The sequence below is a fragment of the Bradyrhizobium sp. SZCCHNRI1009 genome, assembly GCF_032487575.1.
Taxonomy (GTDB): Bacteria; Pseudomonadota; Alphaproteobacteria; order Rhizobiales; family Xanthobacteraceae; genus Bradyrhizobium.
Map to the genome: position 1 here is coordinate 186,903 of NZ_JAUEUL010000005.1, position 19,374 is coordinate 206,276.

Annotated in this window: 15 protein-coding genes; 6 read left to right on the forward strand and 9 right to left on the reverse strand. The window is 66.2% G+C overall.

Features of this window, described 5'->3' with window-relative positions:
• Nucleotides 1–148 precede the first annotated feature (148 nt).
• Complete coding sequence (locus tag QX010_RS11775) at nucleotides 149–1,597, forward strand: glutamate synthase subunit beta (protein ID WP_316179620.1); 1,449 nt, start codon at nucleotides 149–151, stop codon at nucleotides 1,595–1,597.
• A 974-nt stretch (nucleotides 1,598–2,571) separates the two neighbouring features.
• Here QX010_RS11775 and QX010_RS11780 read toward each other — a convergent pair.
• Genes QX010_RS11780 through QX010_RS11790 form a run of 3 tightly spaced genes read right to left on the reverse strand, consistent with a single transcriptional unit; the run spans nucleotide 2,572 to nucleotide 5,230 of the window.
• Complete coding sequence (locus tag QX010_RS11780; protein WP_315801810.1) at nucleotides 2,572–3,387, reverse strand: arylamine N-acetyltransferase family protein; 816 nt, start codon at nucleotides 3,385–3,387, stop codon at nucleotides 2,572–2,574.
• 15 nt (nucleotides 3,388–3,402) lie between these two features.
• Nucleotides 3,403–4,218, reverse strand: a complete 816-nt coding sequence (locus tag QX010_RS11785) for an arylamine N-acetyltransferase (protein WP_316179622.1) — start codon at nucleotides 4,216–4,218, stop codon at nucleotides 3,403–3,405.
• A 10-nt stretch (nucleotides 4,219–4,228) separates the two neighbouring features.
• Nucleotides 4,229–5,230: a KpsF/GutQ family sugar-phosphate isomerase gene (locus QX010_RS11790; protein WP_315801808.1), complete on the reverse strand. Its 1,002-nt coding sequence runs from the start codon at nucleotides 5,228–5,230 to the stop codon at nucleotides 4,229–4,231.
• 169 nt (nucleotides 5,231–5,399) lie between these two features.
• On the opposite strand from QX010_RS11790, the gene QX010_RS11795 reads away from it, so the two are divergent.
• Entirely contained in the window at nucleotides 5,400–7,118 is a 1,719-nt protein-coding gene (locus QX010_RS11795) for an outer membrane beta-barrel protein (RefSeq protein ID WP_316179624.1), read from the forward strand.
• A gap of 229 nt (nucleotides 7,119–7,347) precedes the next feature.
• Here the strand turns inward: QX010_RS11795 and QX010_RS11800 are convergent, their stop codons facing one another.
• The 3 genes from QX010_RS11800 to hemH form a co-directional block, all read right to left on the reverse strand.
• On the reverse strand, nucleotides 7,348–7,794 hold the full coding sequence (locus QX010_RS11800) for an NfeD family protein (protein WP_316179626.1): 447 nt from the start codon (nucleotides 7,792–7,794) through the stop codon (nucleotides 7,348–7,350).
• A 16-nt stretch (nucleotides 7,795–7,810) separates the two neighbouring features.
• Nucleotides 7,811–8,815: an SPFH domain-containing protein gene (locus tag QX010_RS11805; RefSeq protein WP_315801805.1), complete on the reverse strand. Its 1,005-nt coding sequence runs from the start codon at nucleotides 8,813–8,815 to the stop codon at nucleotides 7,811–7,813.
• A gap of 209 nt (nucleotides 8,816–9,024) precedes the next feature.
• Nucleotides 9,025–10,092 carry a ferrochelatase gene (gene hemH, locus QX010_RS11810; protein WP_316179628.1) on the reverse strand — a complete coding sequence of 356 codons (1,068 nt, stop codon included), beginning with the start codon at nucleotides 10,090–10,092 and terminating at the stop codon, nucleotides 9,025–9,027.
• Between the two features lie 95 nt (nucleotides 10,093–10,187).
• On the opposite strand from hemH, the gene QX010_RS11815 reads away from it, so the two are divergent.
• Entirely contained in the window at nucleotides 10,188–10,595 is a 408-nt protein-coding gene (locus QX010_RS11815; RefSeq protein WP_316179630.1) for an MAPEG family protein, read from the forward strand.
• Between the two features lie 216 nt (nucleotides 10,596–10,811).
• Complete coding sequence (shc, locus tag QX010_RS11820; RefSeq protein ID WP_316179631.1) at nucleotides 10,812–12,902, forward strand: squalene--hopene cyclase; 2,091 nt, start codon at nucleotides 10,812–10,814, stop codon at nucleotides 12,900–12,902.
• A gap of 225 nt (nucleotides 12,903–13,127) precedes the next feature.
• Here the strand turns inward: shc and QX010_RS11825 are convergent, their stop codons facing one another.
• The 3 genes from QX010_RS11825 to QX010_RS11835 are packed head-to-tail and all read right to left on the reverse strand — an operon-like array spanning nucleotide 13,128 to nucleotide 17,048.
• Nucleotides 13,128–14,324, reverse strand: a complete 1,197-nt coding sequence (locus tag QX010_RS11825; protein WP_316179633.1) for a nickel/cobalt transporter — start codon at nucleotides 14,322–14,324, stop codon at nucleotides 13,128–13,130.
• The gene (locus QX010_RS11830; protein ID WP_316179634.1) at nucleotides 14,321–14,956 is read right to left on the reverse strand and encodes a DUF1007 family protein; all 636 of its coding nucleotides are present in this window, start codon (nucleotides 14,954–14,956) and stop codon (nucleotides 14,321–14,323) included. The genes QX010_RS11825 and QX010_RS11830 overlap by 4 nt, the downstream gene beginning before the upstream one ends.
• Nucleotides 14,957–14,966: 10 nt before the next feature.
• Nucleotides 14,967–17,048 carry a M3 family metallopeptidase gene (locus QX010_RS11835; RefSeq protein WP_316179636.1) on the reverse strand — a complete coding sequence of 694 codons (2,082 nt, stop codon included), beginning with the start codon at nucleotides 17,046–17,048 and terminating at the stop codon, nucleotides 14,967–14,969.
• A 131-nt stretch (nucleotides 17,049–17,179) separates the two neighbouring features.
• On the opposite strand from QX010_RS11835, the gene QX010_RS11840 reads away from it, so the two are divergent.
• On the forward strand, nucleotides 17,180–17,440 hold the full coding sequence (locus tag QX010_RS11840; RefSeq protein ID WP_315801799.1) for a hypothetical protein: 261 nt from the start codon (nucleotides 17,180–17,182) through the stop codon (nucleotides 17,438–17,440).
• Nucleotides 17,441–18,114: 674 nt separating this feature from the next.
• Nucleotides 18,115–19,257 carry a type III PLP-dependent enzyme gene (locus QX010_RS11845; protein WP_315716540.1) on the forward strand — a complete coding sequence of 381 codons (1,143 nt, stop codon included), beginning with the start codon at nucleotides 18,115–18,117 and terminating at the stop codon, nucleotides 19,255–19,257.
• The last annotated feature ends 117 nt before the right edge of the window (nucleotides 19,258–19,374 follow it).

Below are 19,374 nucleotides of genomic sequence, written 5' to 3' on the forward strand. Positions count from 1 at the left end.
AGGCCGAGAGCGGGGCCTCACCCTTCGAGACGCGGCGAAGACGCCGCTCCTCAGGGTGAGGAGAAGTAGGAGCAAACCCTCATGGTGAGGAGGCGCGAAAGCGCCGTCTCGAACCATGAGGCCCGAGCAGTCAGGGACGTCGTAGGTCATGGGCAAGGTCACAGGTTTTCTCGAAATCGAGCGGCACGATCGCAAGTACGCGCCGGTTGCCGAGCGTCTGAAGAACTTCAACGAGTTCGTGGTGCCGCTCTCCGAGAAGGAGCTGCGCGACCAGGCGGCGCGCTGCATGAATTGCGGCATCCCCTACTGCCACGGCACGGGCTCGGCCGCGCCGGGCACCACCGGCTGCCCGGTCAACAACCAGATCCCGGACTGGAACGACCTCGTCTACAACGGCAACTGGGAAGAGGCGTCGCGCAACCTGCACTCGACCAACAACTTCCCGGAGTTCACCGGCCGCATCTGCCCTGCCCCGTGCGAGGCGTCGTGTACCTTGAACATCGACGACAACCCGGTGACCATCAAGACGATCGAATGCGCCATCGTCGACAAGGCCTGGGAGAATGGCTGGCTGAAGCCGGAGCCGGCCTCCGTCAAGACCGGCAAGAAGGTCGCGGTCGTCGGCGCGGGTCCGGCCGGTCTCGCAGCCGCGCAGCAGCTGGCGCGCGCCGGACACGAGGTGCATGTCTATGAGAAGCACGCCAAGGCCGGCGGTCTGCTGCGCTACGGCATTCCCGACTTCAAGATGGAGAAGGGTATCATCGACCGCCGCATCGCGCAGATGGAAGGCGAAGGCGTCGTCTTCCACTACGGCGTCAATGTCGGCGGCAAGGATGGCCTCGATGCCAAGACGCTGCTGAAGGATTACGACGCCGTGGCGCTGACCGGCGGCGCGGAAGCCCCGCGCGACCTGCCGATCCCCGGCCGCGATCTCGCCGGCATTCATTACGCGATGGACTTCCTGCCGCAGCAGAACCGCCGCGTCGGCAACGAGCCGGTGAATGCGACCGAGATCCTCGCCGGCGGCAAGCATGTCGTCGTGATCGGCGGCGGCGACACCGGCAGCGACTGCATCGGCACCTCGCTGCGCCAGGGCGCGCTCTCCGTGACCCAGCTCGAGATCATGCCGGCCCCGCCGGAGCGCGAGGACAAGGCGCTGACCTGGCCGAACTGGCCGCTGAAGATGCGGACATCGTCGAGCCAGGCCGAGGGCGCGATGCGCGAGTTCGCGGTGCTGACGCAGAAGTTCGAGGGTGAGAACGGCGCGGTCAAGAAGATGCACTGCGTCCGCGTCGACGCCCAGTTCAAGCCGATCCCGGGCACCGAGTTCGAGCTCGCAGCCGACCTCGTGCTGCTGGCGATGGGCTTCGTGCATCCGGTGCACGAGGGTCTGCTCAAGAGCCTTGGCGTCGACCTCGACCCGCGCGGCAACGTCAAGGCCAACCTGACCGACTACCAGACCTCGCTGCCGAAGGTCTTCTCCGCCGGCGACATGCGGCGCGGCCAGTCGCTGGTGGTCTGGGCGATCCGCGAGGGCCGCTTGTGCGCCCAGGCCGTCGACAAGTTCCTTATGGGCAAGACCGAGCTGCCGCGCTGAGCGCGGAGTGTAGTGGACGTGCTGTAGATCAGCCTTAGCCCGACTGCCCACCCCGACGCCGGTGTGCTCCCCTCCCCCTTGCGGGGAGGGGTCGGGGGTGGGGGTCACCGGGCGCCGAACAGCGTTGGATCCGCCGGCGCTTCAACATGCCCAAGAACATGCCGAAGAACATGCCCAAGGCAGTCACCGCTTTCGTCGCCCTCTTCTTCTGAAGTCAGCTATGAGCTTCCGAGGAGCAAAGCGACGAAGCAATCCAGAGCCGCGCAACCGACTCTGGATTGCTTCGCTGCGCTCGCAATGACGCGGTGAGACTATCGAGCTCAGCATGCGCCCTACTCACGGATAGAGAATTCAGCTCTCATCAGATCGAACGTGACTCGGGGACCCCCACCCCCGATCCCTCCCCGCAAGGGGGAGGGGAGCGCACCGATTGCGTCGCTTGCAGCTCCAATCCAATTTGCAGCATTCATTGCACGGACAACAAAAAAAGGGATGGGGGCTTCCTCGACGAGAGTCTCCGCTCGGCCTGAAGTGGCAGGTCAGGCCGTGGTCTCATGATCGATCGGATGAGCGTCGAAGCGTCAAGGTCGACGTTGCAACCGTGAAGCCCCCACCCGTCCTGGCCGTGAGGCCAGCTCGGATGAGCCGCGGTGCGCGGCTCCGATGTCAGGAAGGATGCGGCCGTGTTCGGTGAGGGCAGCCCCGCGCGGACACACTCTGCAGGATTGATCGCGTCGCGTGCATCACGATGTCAGTCATGCTGGACGATCCCCATTGTTCGACGGCTGGCAGCCGCGAGCCCCTCCGGTTCCCGCAACCTAAGGGTGCGACTCTTAACATAAACACAATGAGAGGGCCGGCATTCCCGTCAAATTCCGCACGACACGCGAAAAAGTTCCGCAGCGACTCGTGCTCGCATGCGCGGCCGCAACGCACGTTCGATCACAGAACATCGCGTGCAACCTGCAACGCGATCAGCTCGACGTCCGCGCCCAGATGTCTTCGACCGGCACCGGGGGCGTCACACGGAAGATGTCGTCGATGAGACGGCCAAGCTCGCCGGCGGTCTCGATGATCCGCTCCTCGATCACCTCGCCATCGCGCGCCTGCCGCTGATAGCGGCGGCTGACCAGCTTGTGCCGCACACGAGGCTCGACACGCTCCATCATCAGCGTATGCGTGGCCGGCACGTTCGGGCTGGTCGAGGTGTACCAGTTGCCGAGCACGTAGTCGGCATGGATCTGCGGCGCGAGATCGAAGGCGTACATCATGCGCCAGCCCGCCGGCTGCTTTGCGCTGACCGTGTAGAGTCCGTCCCACGTGCCGATGCGAAACGTCCCCATCGGCGTCTGCTGCTCGGGCCCGATCTCGAGACGGATGGGCGCATCCATCATGCAGATGCCGAAGCCGACATCGACGAGATGCGGATGGCCGTCGACCTCGACGAGCAGCATCATGTGCTGGCGCGGCCCGAGCGGATCTGATGGCGCCGAGCGCCAGCGCACGCGCCCCGTCAGGCCGTTGACCTTGAATCCGATCGCTTCCAGCGCGGCCTGGAACAGCACGTTCTGCTCGAAGCAGTAGCCGCCGCGGCGGCCGAGCACGAGCTTCTGCTGCACGGACGGCAGGTCGACATGGACGGAACGGCCCATCAGCGGATCGAGCGCCTCGAACGGCAGCGCGTCGACATGCGCGGCCTGCAGCGCTGCGAGCGTCGCCAGGTCGGGCGCGAGCGGCCCGCGATAGGCGATGCGGGCGAGATAGGACTCCAGCTGAAACTCATCCGCCATCGCAACGCCTTCCCGTCAACCCTCGATGCGCGCCCAGATCACATCGACGGACACCGGAGGTGTCAGCCCGAACACCTCCTCGATGACGCTGCGCAGCGTCTCGGGCGTTTCGATGATCTGCTCGCTCCTCACCTCGCCATCGCGCGCCTCGATGACCAGGCGGCGATTGACCAGCTTGTAGCGCGCCTCTGATGTCAACCGCTCCAGGATCAGCATCGAGGTGAACGGCGTCAACGGGCTGGTCGAGGTGAACCAGTTGCCGAGCACGTAGTCGGCATGAATCTGCGGCGCGAGGTCGAAGACGTACATCGTGCGCCAGCCGGCCGGCTGCCTCGCCGCGAGCCAATACAGCCCATCGGAGAGCGTCAGACGGAACGTCCCCATCGCGGTCGGCTGCTCGATGTCGGCAACCATCTGCAGCGGCGTATCGAGCAGGCAGGAGCCGAAACCGACATCGGCGATGTACGGCCCCTCCGGCAGGTCGACCTTCAGCATCATGTGCGTGCGCGGCGTCAGTGGCGCGTCGGCATCGAGCCGCCAGCGCACCCGCGCCGAGAGCGGCGTCACCGCAAAGCCGATCGCCTCGAGCGCGGCCTTGAACAGCGCGTTCTGCTCGAAGCAATAGCCGCCCCGACGGCCGTCGACGATCTTGGCCTGGACCGAGGCGAGATCGATGTTCACGGGCCGGCCGAGCAGCGGATCGATGCCTTCGAAAGCGATGGCATCGACATGGGCGGCCTGCAATCCGGCGAGCGTCTGGAACGTCGGCGTCAGCGGGCCGCGATAGCCGATGCGGGCGAGATATCTGTCGAGATCGAAACGGTCGGTCATGGTGGGAAGGTCACGCCACCCCTGCCCGCAACAGATCGTGCATGTGCAGGATGCCGACCGGCTTGGCGCCGTCGGTCACGATCAGGGTCGTGATCTTGGCGGAGTTCAGGATCTCCAGCGCCTCGGAGGCCAGCGCCTCGCGGCGCACGGTGCGCGGGTTCGCGGTCATGATCTCGTCGACCGAGACGGACAGCAGGTCGGCACGCATCTTCCGGCGGAGGTCGCCGTCGGTGATGATGCCGGCGACATGGCCACGGCCATCGACGATGATGACGCAGCCCAGACCCTTGGCCGACATCTCAGCAAGCGCATCGGCCATGCCGGTGCCGAGCGGCTTCAGCGGCACCGCGTCGCCCGAGCGCATCAGATCGGAGATATGTTTGAGCATGGCGCCGAGCTTGCCGCCCGGATGGAAATTGGCGAATTCGAGCGCGGTGAAGCCGCGGCCTTCGAGCAGCGCGATCGCGAGCGCATCGCCGATCGCGGCCTGCATCAGGGTCGAGGTGGTCGGCGCCAGATTGTGCGGACAGGCCTCGCGCGCCTTCGGCAGCTCCAGCACGATGCGCGCCGCCTCCCCCAGCGACGATTGCGCATTGGAGGTGACCGCGATCAGCGGGATGGCGAAGCGCTTGGTATAGTTGACCAGCGTCTTCATCTCCGGCTGCTCGCCGGACCACGACAGCGCGATGACGACGTCGTCCGAGGTGATCATGCCGAGATCGCCATGGCCGGCCTCGGCGGAATGGACGAAGAAGGCGGGCGTGCCGGTCGAGGCGAGGGTTGCGGCCATCTTGCGGGCGACGTGGCCGGACTTACCGAGGCCGGTGAGGATCGCCCGGCCCTTGGCTTGGCGGATCAGCTCGACGGCAGCGGCGAAGGCTGCTCCCAAGGGCCCGGATAGCGCCGCGGAGATCGCGGCAATGCCGTTGCTGCCGGCGTCGAGCGTGCGCAGTGCCGACTGGATATCTGCGTTGGCGGGAGCGGTGTCGGGCAACGGCTTCGATCTCGGCATGCGGACTTCCAGGGCTGAACAGTCAGGCGCCGCTCTTTAGCATGGGTAAGGCAGCAAGGCGCCATCAACAGCCCATTAACCATATTTGTTTTTACTCCCTTAACGACGCGGTTTGCCGGCGGCGCGGGCGTCCCGACGACGCAATTGATTTTGTTGGAGTATTTTCATCGTGGGGTGGAGGCCTGACAGCGGCCGCGCGAGGCGCGCGCGAAGGCGCGCGGTGTGGCGCGGCGCGTCCGCCGCATGCCTGCTGCTCGCCGCGCTCGGCCCCGAGGCCGCCCGCTCCCAGACCATCGACGTGTTCCGGCCGGTGCGCGACGGCTTCCTGGCTCCGCAGGACTCCCCGTTGCGGCGGACCGTGGTCAGCGGCCTGACCGATGCCGTCCCGACGCCAGGGCTGCCCGCGACGCCTGCGCCGGCCAGCTCGGCCGCACGACGAAATCTGGTCCCCCTGCCCGGTGTGCCCGCGGCCAGCGGCGCATCCGATGTCGGCTATGATTCGCTGAATCGCACCCGCAAGAAGCCGAAATACTATCCCGCCCAGGCGCGGCCCAAGCCGGCGCCGGGCCCCGGCACACCGCCGTCCGGCGAGCTCACCGGCCAGGTGCGCCCGACCTTGCCGCCCTCGGCCTCCGCCAACCGGCAGCCGCTGCCGCCCGCGATGGCGGGCACCGTCCCCGGCCAGCCGCCGCGCAAGCGCCTCAGGATCGACGACGACCCGTTCGGCGCGGTCGGCGACTACGCCGGGCCGTTCCTGATCAAAGGCGCGGTCGAGCTCTCCGCCGGCTATGACAGCAACCCGGCCCGCCTCGCCAGGCCGCGCGGCATGCCGGCCTGGGTGATCGCGCCGGAATTCCTGGCGGTGTCGAACTGGGAGCGTCACGCCCTCGTCGCCGACCTCAGGGGATCCTTCACCGGCTATGGCAGCACTCTGCCGGCCGTCATGGACGGCGGCATCAACTCGGCGCCGACCACGCTCGACCGCCCCGACTTCACCGGCCATGTCGACGGCCGCCTCGATATCACGCGCGACACCTCGATCGGCGCCCAGCTCCGCCTGCGCGCGGCGACCGACAATCCCGGCAGCCCCAGCGTGCAGGCCGGATTGTCGCGCTATCCGGTCTACACCACGCTCGGCACCACCTTAGGCATCGACCAGCGCTTCAACCGGCTGCAGGTCTCGGCCGGCGCCACCGCCGATCGCACCAGCTATCAGCAGAGCAAGCTGACCGACGGCACGATGACGTCGAACGATGACCGCAACTACAACCAGTTCGGCGGCATCGGCCGGGTGTCCTATGAGGTCATGCCCGGCCTGAAGCCCTTCACGGAAATCCAGGGCGACAGCCGCGTGCACGATGAGCGGATCGACCGTTCCGGCTATCAGCGCGATTCCTCCGGCGGCTACGCCAAGGCCGGCACCTCGTTCGAGTTCACCCGGCTGCTGACCGGCGAGGTCTCGCTCGGCTATGCCACGCGCAGCTATGTCGACCCGCGGCTGAACCGGCTGCAGGGCTTCCTGACCACGGCCTCGCTGGTGTGGTCGGCGACGCCGCTGACCACCGCGCGCTTTCTCTCCGACACGCAGCTCGCGGAGACCACGGTGGCCGGCGCCTCCGGCGTGCTGGTGCGCACCTACACGGTGCAGGTCGATCACGATTTCCGCCGCTGGCTGACCGGCATCGGCAAGTTCAGCTTCGGCACGCTCGACTATCAGGGCTACGGCCGCAGCGACCGCACCTATTCGGCCGAAGGCAACCTCGTCTACAAGATGTCACGGAACGTGTGGGTGAAGGGCACGCTGCGCTACGACAAGCTCGATTCCAACATCGCCGGCGCCGGTTCGTCGGGCACGGTGGTGATGCTGGGCGTCCGGCTGCAGAACTGAGCAGCAGGCATTGCGGCGCTCAACTATCAAAAGGAAGCACGCGGTGCTCATAAATGCGCCCTCTCCCCTTGTGAGGGCTTTTGCATGTAGCACAGCGCGGCAAGCTCGGTCGGGTGAGGGGTTCTCTCCACGCGCGTAGTCGTGGAGAGAATCCCTCACCCGACCGAGTATGTTGATGAGCCGGAGATGCCCTCTCCCACAAGGGGAGGGTATCTCACAGCGCAACGAACTACGCCGCTGTCACCGTCAGATGTGCGCCGTCCGCCTGCACGATGCGCACGCGGCTGCCGGCGGGCGTGTCCGGGCCGGCGACGCGCCACACCGTGTCGTCGATGCGCACGGTGCCGTTGCCGCCAACGATCGGCTTCTCCAGGGTGAACTCGCGGCCGACCAGCGCGGCCGAGCGGCGGTTGAGGAACGGATTGTCCTGCGATGGCGCCGCGTTGGCGCGCGCCAGCCGCCGCCACAGCGGCACGGCCGCGATCGCGAACAGCGCGAACAGCAGGATCTGCAGCTGCCATCCCGGCGCGACGACGAACGAGATCAGGCCGACCAGCAGGGCCGCGAGTCCCAGCCAGAACAGGAAGATGCCCGGCGCGAGCAGCTCCAGCGCCATCAGGATGATGCCGAAGATCAGCCAGTTCCAGGTGCCGAGCGTGACGAACATGTCGCTCATGATCGCCTCCTTCGCTCTACGTCCGCGGCGGCACGGGCGGCGCCGGCGGCGTCCCCGCCGACGGCACCGAACCGCCGCGGCGCGCGGCGGCCACGGCCGAAGCCGCGCTCTCGCCGAACGTCGCCTTGGCGATCTCGCCGATGCCGGCGAGCGAGGCCAGCATGCCCGTCGCCTCCAGCGGCAGCATGATCACCTTCTGGTTCGGTGAATCGGCGAGCTGGCCGAATGCCTTGATGTATTTGTCCGCGATGAAGTAGTTGAGCGCGGCGACATCGCCCTTGCCGATCGCGTCCGACACCATCTGCGTCGCCTTGGCCTCGGCTTCGGCCGCGCGCTCGCGCGCCTGGGCATCGAGAAAGGCCGATTCGCGGCGGCCCTCCGCCTGCAGGATCTGGCTCTGCTTCGCACCTTCCGCGCGCAGAATCTCCGACTGGCGCTGGCCCTCGGCCTGCAGGATGTCGGCGCGCTTGACGCGCTCGGCCTTCATCTGACGGCCCATCGCCTCGACCAGATCGGCCGGCGGCACGATGTCCTTGATCTCGATCCGGTTCACCTTGAGGCCCCACGGCGACACCGCGGCGTCGACGACCCGCAGCAGCCGCTCGTTGATCTCGTCGCGATGCGACAGCACCTGGTCGAGATCCATCGCGCCCATCACCGAGCGGATGTTGGTCATGGTCAGCGTGACGATCGCCTGGTTGAGGTTCGACACCTCGTAGCTCGCCTTGGCGGCGTCGAACACCTGGTAGAAGGCGACGCCGTCGACCGTCACGGTGGCGTTGTCCTTGGTGATGACCTCCTGCTCGGGGATGTCGATCACCTGCTCCATCATGTTGATCTTGCGCCCGATGCGATCGAAGAAGGGCACGATGATGTTGAGGCCCGGCGACAAGGTGCGGGTGTATTTGCCGAACCGCTCGACGGTCCAGTCGAACCCCTGTGGCACGGTCTTCACGCCGGAATACAGCGTGAAGATGACCAGCAGCACCAGCGCTATGGCGAAAATGTCGAAACCGCTCATGGATCCTCCAAGGGAGGAGACGGTCGTCCCCTCACCAGCCTCTGCAGCCATCACAATCTAGGGATTGCTGCATGATTTTGTCGGGGATTCGCTAGGCGCGGTTCAGGAAAGTATTTTCGAAGGTTGCAGCGGCATTAACCTTGCGCCGCCGCACGGCTCACCTAGCCGAAGGCAGAGAAGCGCCGGCGGGCCGGCTCAGAGCCAGCCCGTTACAGCCAACCCTGCAGCTCGCGCAGCACCAGCTGCCGCAGCACCTCCATGCCCGGCGCGCTGTCGTTCAGGCACGGCACGGCGGAGAATTCCTCGCCGCCATTGTGCTTGAAGATCTCGCAGTTCTCGCCGGAGATCTCCTCCAGTGTCTCCAGGCAGTCCGCGGCGAAGCCGGGCATCACCACGGCGATGCGCTTGACGCCGTCCTTGGCGAGCTTCTCGATGGTCTTGTCGGTGTAGGGCTGCAGCCACTCCGAGAAGCCGAAACGCGACTGGAAGGTCAGCAGCAGCTTGGTGTCGTCCATGCCGAGCCGCTTGCGCAGCAGCTCGGTGGTGGCGACGCACTGCTCGCGATAGGGGTCGCCCTTGTCGACATATTCCTTCGGCATGCCGTGGAACGACGCCACGACCAGCTCGGGCGTGTACGGCAGCGTCTTCAGATGGTCCTCGATCGAGACCGCCAGCGCCTCGATGTAGAAATCGTCGTTGTAATAGGGCGGCGTCACCCGGATGGTCGGCTGCGCCCGCAGCTCGGTCAGGACGCGGAACGCCTCGTCGCACACGGTGGCCGAGGTCGCGGCCGAATATTGCGGATACAGCGGCACGACCAGGATGCGGTCACAGCCTTTGGCCATCAGGCCATCGACACCGGCCTTGATCGACGGATTGCCGTAGCGCATCGCCCAGTCGACGAGGACGTGGCTGCGGTCGGCGATCGCAGCGGCCAGCTTCTCGCTCTGCGCGCGGGTGATCGTCTTCAGCGGCGATTCGTTCTTCTCGGTGTTCCAGATCGACTGGTAGTCCTTCGCCTTCTTGCGCGGCCGGACGTTGAGGATGATCCCGTTGAGGATGATCTTCCACAGCAGGCCCTGGTCCTCGATGACGCGGCGGTCGGACAGGAACTCTTTCAGGTACACCCGCACGCCGGCGGCGTCGGCCGTATCCGGCGTCCCGAGATTGGCCAGCAGCACGCCGACGCGTGACGTGCTCGCGGCCGGCAACGGCTTCGCATCAAGAGCCTTGGCATCGACAGGCCTGGCATTGTCGAGGGAGATGGCGGCGGTCATGATGCCTGTGACTGGTGAAGGGCGTGGCTTGGCGGCTTGTTTCGACATTGTCAAGATAAGGGCCATTTCACCGATGTCATCGGGCTGGAGGAGCCATGACGATTGCAGAATGGTGCATTTTCGCCAGCGTAATACTCTACCTTTTAACGATCGTGCCGGCGAAATGGATCAAGGTCGACGGCGCCGGGCGCTACGACAATGCCAGGCCCCGCGATCCCTCTTTTTATGACGGCGGCATCCGCGAGCGGGCGCTGGGCGCCCACCAGAACGGCATCGAGGCGTTCCCGTTCTTTGCCGCCGCGGTGCTGCTGGCCGAGTTCCGCGGTGCACCGCAGAACCTGATCAACGAGCTGTCGGTGCTGTTCCTGATCGTGCGCGTCGCCTACGTCCTGACCTACGTCGGCGACCGGCCGTCGCTGCGCTCGATCCTGTGGGCGATCGGCTTCCTGATCACGGTCGCGATCTTCTTCCTGCCTTTGCTGCGCAATTACCTGCCGGTTTGAGCGGAAGCCGCGGTCCCCGCGCGTGAGCGGTGTCACATCCCTGTCCCCGCCGAGGTGCTAACCACGAGCGCTGAAGACCTCGGTCCGTACGCTTTTCGTTTCCGCTTTGATCCGGCCTGCTACGGCCAGTTGATTGGATTTGACGGCGAAATTCCCTATAGGGCGGGGTGAATTCGACGGCTGCAGCGGCGCTATCGGGCCGCCAGAGGGATGATGATGACTTTGACCAGCTCGGCTTCCGCGCGCGCGCCGCGCGACCCGGGAAATTACCAGACCGCCCTGCAATCGACGGTGCGGGCGGCTTCGGACTGGCTGATCGCCAACCAGAAGCCGGACGGCCACTGGGTCGGCCGCGCCGAATCCAACGCCTGCATGGAGGCGCAATGGTGCCTGGCGCTGTGGTTCATGGGGCTCGAGGACCATCCGCTGCGCAAGCGCCTGGGCCAGTCGCTGCTCGACAGCCAGCGCCCGGACGGCGCCTGGCAGGTCTATTTCGGCGCGCCCAATGGCGACATCAACGCGACCGTAGAGGCCTATGCCGCGCTGCGCTCGCTCGGCTTCCGCGACGATGAGCCGCCGGTGCGCCGCGCCCGCGAATGGATCGAGGCCAAGGGCGGCTTGCGCAACATCCGCGTGTTCACGCGCTACTGGCTGGCGCTGATCGGCGAATGGCCGTGGGAGAAGACGCCGAACATCCCGCCCGAAGTGATCTGGTTTCCGCTCTGGTTTCCGTTCTCGATCTACAATTTCGCGCAATGGGCACGCGCCACCCTGATGCCGATCGCCGTGCTGTCGGCGCGGCGCCCGAGCCGGCCGCTGCCGCCCGAGAACCGGCTCGACGCGCTGTTTCCGCATGGGCGCAACGCGTTCGGCTACGACCTGCCGGTCAAGGCCAATGCCGGCGGCTGGGACAAGTTCTTCCGCGGCGCCGACAAGGTGCTGCATGCCCTGCAGAACTTCGGCAACAAGCTCAATCTCGGCCTGTTTCGCCCGGCGGCGACCAGCCGCGTGCTGGAATGGATGATCCGCCATCAGGATTTCGACGGCGCCTGGGGCGGCATCCAGCCGCCCTGGATCTACGGCCTGATGGCGCTCTATGCCGAGGGCTATCCGCTCAATCACCCCGTTCTCGCCAAGGGCCTCGATGCCCTGAACGATCCCGGCTGGCGGGTCGATGTTGGCGATGCCACCTACATCCAGGCGACCAACAGCCCGGTGTGGGACACGATCCTCACTTTGCTCGCCTTCGACGATGCCGGCGTGCTCGGCGATTATCCGGAAGCCGTGGACAATGCGGTGAACTGGGTGCTGGAGCGCCAGGTGCGGGTGCCCGGCGACTGGTCGATGAAGCTGCCGCACGTCAAGCCCGGCGGCTGGGCGTTCGAATACGCCAACAACTACTATCCCGACACCGACGACACCGCGGTCGCGCTGATCGCGCTGGCGCCGCTGCGGCATGACCCCAAGTGGAAGGCGAAAGGCATCGACGAGGCCATTCAGCTCGGCGTCGACTGGCTGATCGGCATGCAGAGCCACGGCGGCGGCTGGGGCGCGTTCGACAAGGACAACAACCAGCAGATCCTGACCAAGATTCCGTTCTGCGACTACGGCGAGGCGCTCGATCCGCCGTCGGTCGACGTCACCGCGCATATCGTCGAGGCGTTCGGCAAGCTCGGCATCTCGCGCAACCATCCCGCCATGGTGCGCGCGCTGGACTACATCCGAAGGGAGCAGGAGCCGAGCGGTCCATGGTTCGGCCGCTGGGGCGTCAACTACGTCTACGGCACCGGCGCCGTGCTGCCGGCGCTGGCCGCGATCGGCGAGGACATGACGCAACCCTATATCGGCCGCGCCTGCGACTGGCTCGTCGCCCATCAGCAGCCGGACGGCGGCTGGGGCGAGAGCTGCGCGTCCTACATGGATGTCAGCGCGGTCGGGCGCGGCACCACCACCGCGTCGCAGACCGCCTGGGCGCTGATGGCACTGCTCGCCGCCAACCGTCCGCAGGACAAGGAAGCCATCGAGCGCGGCTGCCTGTGGCTGGTCGAACGCCAGTCCGCCGGCACCTGGGACGAGCCGGAGTTCACCGGCACCGGCTTCCCCGGCTACGGCGTCGGCCAGACCATCAAGCTGAACGATCCCTCGTTGCAGGAACGGCTGATGCAGGGCCCGGAACTGTCCCGCGCCTTCATGCTCCGCTACGGCATGTACCGCCACTACTTCCCGCTGATGGCCTTGGGACGCGCGCTGCGGCCGCAGGGGCATGGCAACACCGCATCCGCACCCTCGCTGTCGTCCCGGCCTTGAGCCGGGACCCATAACCACAGGGAGCGGTTTGAGGCAGGCGGGCAACTACGTGCTCGCGCCTCACGACCGCCGCGGAGTATGGGTCCCGGCTCAAGGCCGGGACGACACTCGTGGTGTTGCGCGATCTGGGCCACATCCACCGCTGTCATGCCCCGCGCAGGCGGGGCATCCAGTACGCCGTGGCGGATGTGGTGGGCAGACGCGTAGTCGCTGGGCGCTGTCCGCTCAGAAGCAGGTCGTGCGTTCCGCCGCCATGTAGCCGAACAGCAGGCCGACACCGAACAGCAGCACCAGCCCGGCCGCGCCGAACTCCAGGCCGCGCATGATCAGCGCGCCACCGCCGTCGCGGCCGGCGCTGAGCCGGCGGGCGACGTCCTTGGCGGCGACGGCGAGCACCGCAATGGTCGCCACGGTCACCGCCGTGCCCATGCCCATCACGAAGGTCGCAGCGACGCCGGCCCAGAACAGGCCCTGCGCCAGCGCGAACACCAGCACCAGGATCGCGCCCGAGCACGGGCGGATGCCCGCGGCGAAGATCGCCTGGAAGCCGCGCTGCCAGCCGCCGGGACCGGCGAGCTCGCTCGGCGCGGGCCCGTGGGAATGGCCGCAACCGCAATCATCGCCGTGAACGTGATCGTGGTGGACGTGATCGTGAGCAGCGTGACCATGCGCCGCCGCAGCATGGGCGTCCGCATGATCGTGGTGATGATGATCGTGGCCGTGGTGGTCGTGACCATGATGGTGATCATGACCGTGATGATCATGATGAGGCGCGCGGTGCTGATGATCATGCGCATGGCCATGATCATGCACTGACGGCGCCACCGCCGCCGCAGGCGCGCCCGCCAAGGCCAGTGCCGGCGCCGCCGGCTGCCAGGTGCGCAGGAATGCCGCGCCCTTGACCCAGACCAGACGTGCGCCGAGCAGCGCGATCAGGCCGTAGCTTGCAATCTCCACCACCTTCTCGGCGCTGCACATGTTCGCAGCCGTGGCGTTGAGCAGCACGGCACCGATGCCGACGATGACGACCGCGACCAGCGACTGCATCAGGCCCGAGGCGAACGAGAGCACGATGCCGCGCTTTGCCGTCTCCTGGTTGGCGACGAGATAGGACGCGATCACGGCCTTGCCGTGGCCGGGACCGGCCGCATGGAAGATGCCGTAGGCGAACGAGATCGCCAGCAGCCACCACACCGCCGAGCCATCTTGCTTGGCCGAGCGGATCGCCCCCGACATCTGCCGGTAGAACTCCGATTGCTTGGCGAGCAGCCAGCCGACGATGCCGCCGACCTGCGGCTCCGCCGGCGCGCCGAATGGCGGCTTGGCGAGCAGCGCATGCGAGGCGGCGTCGGCGGCGAGAAGCGCTGCGAGGATCGCAGCGCAGGTGAGGAGCGGACGGGCGGAGCTGGGGCGAGGTGTCATGGACATTCCACTGAGATCTTGTTGGCGAAATTCATTCCGAAATTGGCGTTCGCCCCGCCGCTCAGGAATGTCTGTTCGTTCATGGTCTGCGCGACGGAGCCGCCGTCGCTCGGTCTCACCAGGCCGAACTTGCAGCCGGCGGGAGCACTGACCAGCTTGACGGGATCCTTCTCCGCCATCTGGAAATCGATGAAATAGCTGGGATCGTACACCTCGACCTGAAGCTCCCTGGGCTTCACCGGCGCCTTCAGCGGCAGAGTGAAGTGCAAGGTCAGCTTGGTGTCCTTGTATTCGAGGTAGTAGTCGACGGGATCCTCGAGCTTCTGCTTGCGGCCGTCGGACTTGATGAACGTGAAATAGGCATATTCCTTCAGCGACTCGGCATTGGTCTGCGCCAGCGGCGCCAGCTCCTCGCGGGTGTAGACGCCCTTCTGCTTGGTCTCGAGGCCCTGCAGTGCGTAGGTCGCGAACATGTCGTCGAAGGTCCAGGCGTGCCGCACGCCGGTCAGCGAACCGTCGGCCGCGTAGAGCAGCTCGCTGGTCGCTGTGACCCAGACATGCGGATGGGCGCTCGCCGCGCTCGCGCCGAGCACGAGCATCAGCGCACCGAGAACGAAACGAACCACCGCCATCCCCTTCACCTCAAGCCGCCGCGGGGACATCGAGCAGGCCACGTCGGCGGAGCAGCGCGTCGGGCTCGGGCTCGCGGCCCCGGAACGCGACATACGCCGCTTCCGGATCGAGCGAGCCGCCCGAGGAATAGACGTTGTCGTGAAGCCGCTTGGCGACGGTGGGATCGAAGATGTTGCCGGCTTCCTCGAAGGCGCCGAAGGCATCCGCATCCATCACCTCCGACCACATGTAGCTGTAATAGCCCGCCGCATAGTGGTCTCCCGAGAAGATATGGCCGAATTGAGTCGGCCGGTGGCGCAGCGCGATCTCGGGCGGCATGCCGATCTTCTCCATCTCGGCCTTTTCGAACGCGCGCACATGCTTCGAAGCCGATGCCGGCTGGGTGTGGAACTCGAGGTCGATCAGCGCCGAGGAGACGAACTCGACCGTGGCAAAGCCCTGGTTGAAGCGGCGCGCCGCCAGGAAGCGGTCGAGCAGGTCCTGCGGCAGCGGCTCGCCGGTCTGGTAGTGACGCGCGAAGGTTTGCAGCACCTCGGGGCGCTCCTGCCAGTGCTCGTAGAGCTGCGACGGCAGCTCGACGAAGTCGGTGAACACGGCAGTGCCCGACAGCGACGGATAGGTCACGTTGGACAGGATACCGTGCAGGCCGTGGCCGAACTCGTGGAACAGCGTGCGCGCATCGTCCGGCGACAGCAGCGAGGGCTGGCCGTCCGCGCCCTTGGCGAAGTTGCAGACGTTGATGATCAAGGGCGCGGTGTCGCCGTCGAGCTTCTGCTGGTCGCGCAGCGAGGTCATCCAGGCGCCGGAGCGCTTCGACGAGCGCGCAAAGTAATCGCCATAGAACAGCGCCTTGTGGCTGCCATCGGCCGCCTTGATCTCCCACACCCGGACGTCCGGATGCCAGACCGGGATGTCCTTGCGCTCGGCGAAGGTGATCCCGAACAGCCGCGTGGCGCAATCGAAGGCGGCCGCGATCATGTTATCGAGCGAAAGATACGGCTTGATCGCCGCGTCGTCGAAGTTGGCCTTCGCCTGGCGCAGCTTCTCGGCATAGTAACGCCAATCCCAGGCCTCAAGCTTGAAGTTGCCGCCCTCCGCCGTGATCATCGCCTGCAACTGGTCGCGGTCGGCCAGCGCCTTGGCGCGGGCCGGCTTCCAGACCCGCTCCAAGAGGCCGCGCACCGCCTCCGGCGTCTTCGCCATGGAATCCTCGAGGCGATAGGCGGCGAAGTTGGGAAAGCCCATGATCCTGGCGGCCTGCTCGCGCAACGCCAGGATCTCGCCGATGACGGCGTTGTTGTCGTTGGAATTGCCATTGTCGCCGCGCGCGGTGAACGCCTTGAACACCTTCTCGCGGAGGTCGCGGCGGGCGGAGCTCTGCAGGAACGGCTCGACCGAGGAGCGCGACAGGGTCACGATCGCCTTGCCGGGCATGCCGCGCTCTTCCGCCGCAGCCTTGGCGGCAGCCACGAAGCTCTCGGACAGGCCGGCACGGTCGTCCTCGCCGAGCTCGAGGACCCAGTCCTGCTCGTCGCCGAGCACGTGGTGGCTGAAGGTGGTGCCGAGCTGGGCGAGCTTCTCGTTGATCTCGGCCATCCGCACCTTGTCGTCATCGGACAGGCCGGCGCCGGCACGGCGGAAGCGGGTGTAGGTGCGCTCCAGGAGCCGCTGCTCCTCACCGGTGAGCTTGAGGTCCTTGCGGTTGTCATAGAGCAGCGCGATGCGGCCAAACAGCACGGCATTCATCATGATCGGGTTCCAGTGCCGCGCCATCCGCAGCGACACGTCCTTGTCGATCTCCAGAATCGCCGGGTTCGAATGCGCCGACACCAAGTCGTAGAACACCGCCGCGACCTTCGACAGCAGCTTGCCCGAGCGCTCCAGCGCCGTGATGGTGTTGGCGAAGTCGGGCTCGGCCGGATCGTGAGTGATCGCGGTGATTTCGGCGGAATGGTCGGCGAAGGCGCGCTCGAAGGCCGGCAGGAAGTGCTCGGGCCTGATCGCGTCGAAGGGCGGTGTCTGGTGGGGGGTCTCCCAGGCCACGAGCAGCGGGTTGGTCTGGGCGTCGATCACAGCGGTGGTGTCTGACATCGGCTGGGGTCCGTCCTCTCCCGGAAGTTCGATGCGCCCCTCATATCACGGAGCCGGCCCTTTTTGGGTCATTTCCCCTTGAAGGGCCGGGCCTTTTCGGAGAGATTGCGGCCCGCAACAGGACCTGGACCATGAACGCAGAGACCACCTCCAAAGCCGGCCGCCAGATCGCTTGGCCGACCGTGATCACCGTCATCTCGGCGGCGATCCTGATCGGTGCCGAAGTGTTCGGTGCGGCCTTCGCCGGCGGCTGGGCGCTGGCGATTCTGTTCGGGCTCGGCGATAGCGGCGCGCACATCGTTCAAGCCGTGCTGTTCGCGATCGGCGTGTTCGTGATGATCGGCTTCATCCGCGGCGCGCAGCGCATCGAGCCTTTCACCAGGCGCGCGTGAACAGCACAAAAACACTGTCCTGCAAGCGTGAACGCGTTACGAAAGTTTAAGCTCGCTTAACGTTCGTTCAGACATCGACGCCGCTCTGTGTGTCGCGCAAGCACAGATGAGGGAAATCTTTCCCCGCGTCCAAAAATGCCTTGCGAACGAAATTCAAAACGCTTATTTCCGCTTCTGCCCAATTTCGCACGTGCCTGTGGTCGTGTGTCAGTCGGTAGGTATCCGGACAAGAGGCCGGACAGCCGCCAAGGGATGAGGAACCGAGGGGCCCTCGGATCGTTGCGGTCAAGATCACCATGATCGAGATCGTCATGCTCCAGAGCCCAGCATCTCTCTCAAGAGATGCCGCTGAAGGTCACCCCATCTTTTGCAACCGTGACTGGCAGCCGGAGGCGAACCGGCGCACCCCGCTCTCAACGGGGGACGCGACTTAAAGCAACGACGGATCGGGCTTTTTTGGTCTCTACCGGCAGTCCAAAGCCGGCGCGGGCTACTGAAAAGGCTTGTCCTTCATTGCCAGGTGTGCGGGCGGGAAATTCCCAACCAATCCACGGCAGCACAATTCGGCTACGGGTTCGAGGTTTTGTCGCCTTTCCATCGGGCGGCAACGCCAAGGCACCCGTGTCGGGATCATTTTGAACGGGTCTCGTCGCTGGGGCCGTTTGGAGGGTGCTATGACCGAACGTATCCGGGAATTCCTGCGCAACCGCCGCGAGGAAGGTCTGGACCACGAGCCCTGTCTCGTCGTCGACCTCGAGATCGTGCGCGACAACTACATGAGCTTCGCTCGGGCGTTGCCGGACAGCCGCGTGTTCTACGCGGTCAAGGCCAACCCGGCGCCGGAAGTGCTGTCGCTGCTCGCCTCGCTCGGCTCCTCCTTCGACACGGCGACCGTCGCCGAGATCGAGATGGCGCTGGCCGCCGGTGCGACGCCGGACCGCATCTCCTATGGCAACACCATCAAGAAGGAGCGGGACATCGCGCGCGCCTATGCGCTCGGCATCCGCCTCTTCGCCGTCGACTGCGCCGCCGAGGTCGAGAAGATCGCGCGCGCAGCGCCGGGCGCGAAGGTGTTCTGCCGCATCCTGTACGATTGCGCCGGCGCCGAGTGGCCGCTGTCGCGCAAGTTCGGCTGTGATCCCGAGATGGCGGTCGAAGTGCTGGACCTGGCGAAGCGGCTGGGCCTGGAGCCGTGCGGCATCTCGTTCCATGTCGGCTCGCAGCAGCGCAAGGTGAAGGCGTGGGACCGCGCGCTGGCGATGGCCTCGACGGTGTTCCGTGACTGCGCCGAGCGCGGCATCAACCTGACCATGGTCAACATGGGCGGGGGCTTCCCGACCAAGTACCTGAAGGACGTGCCGCCGGTCGTGCAGTACGGCCGCTCGATCTTCCGTGCGCTGCGCAAGCATTTCGGCAACCAGATCCCGGAGACGATCATCGAGCCGGGCCGCGGCATGGTCGGCAATGCCGGGATCATCGAGTCGGAAGTGGTGCTGATCTCGAAGAAGAGCGACGAGGACGAGCTGCGCTGGGTCTATCTCGACATCGGCAAGTTCGGCGGTCTCGCCGAGACGATGGACGAGTCGATCCGCTACGCCATCCGCACGCCGCATGAGGGCGCGGAGATGACCCCGTGCGTGCTCGCCGGCCCGACCTGCGATTCGGCTGACGTGATGTACGAGAAGCTGCCGTATCCGCTGCCGGTGACGCTCTCGATCGGCGACAAGGTGCTGATCGAGGGGACCGGGGCGTATACCTCGACCTACGCGTCGGTGGCCTTCAACGGCATCCCCCCGCTGAAGACCTATCACATCTGATCTGGCTGCCCTCGCCCCTGCGCGGGTGAGATGGGCAAGAGCCTCGGGTGGGGCTGCCCCCACCCCGACCCTCCCCCGCAAGCGGGGGAGGGAGCGATCCACCGTCATCTTCAACCT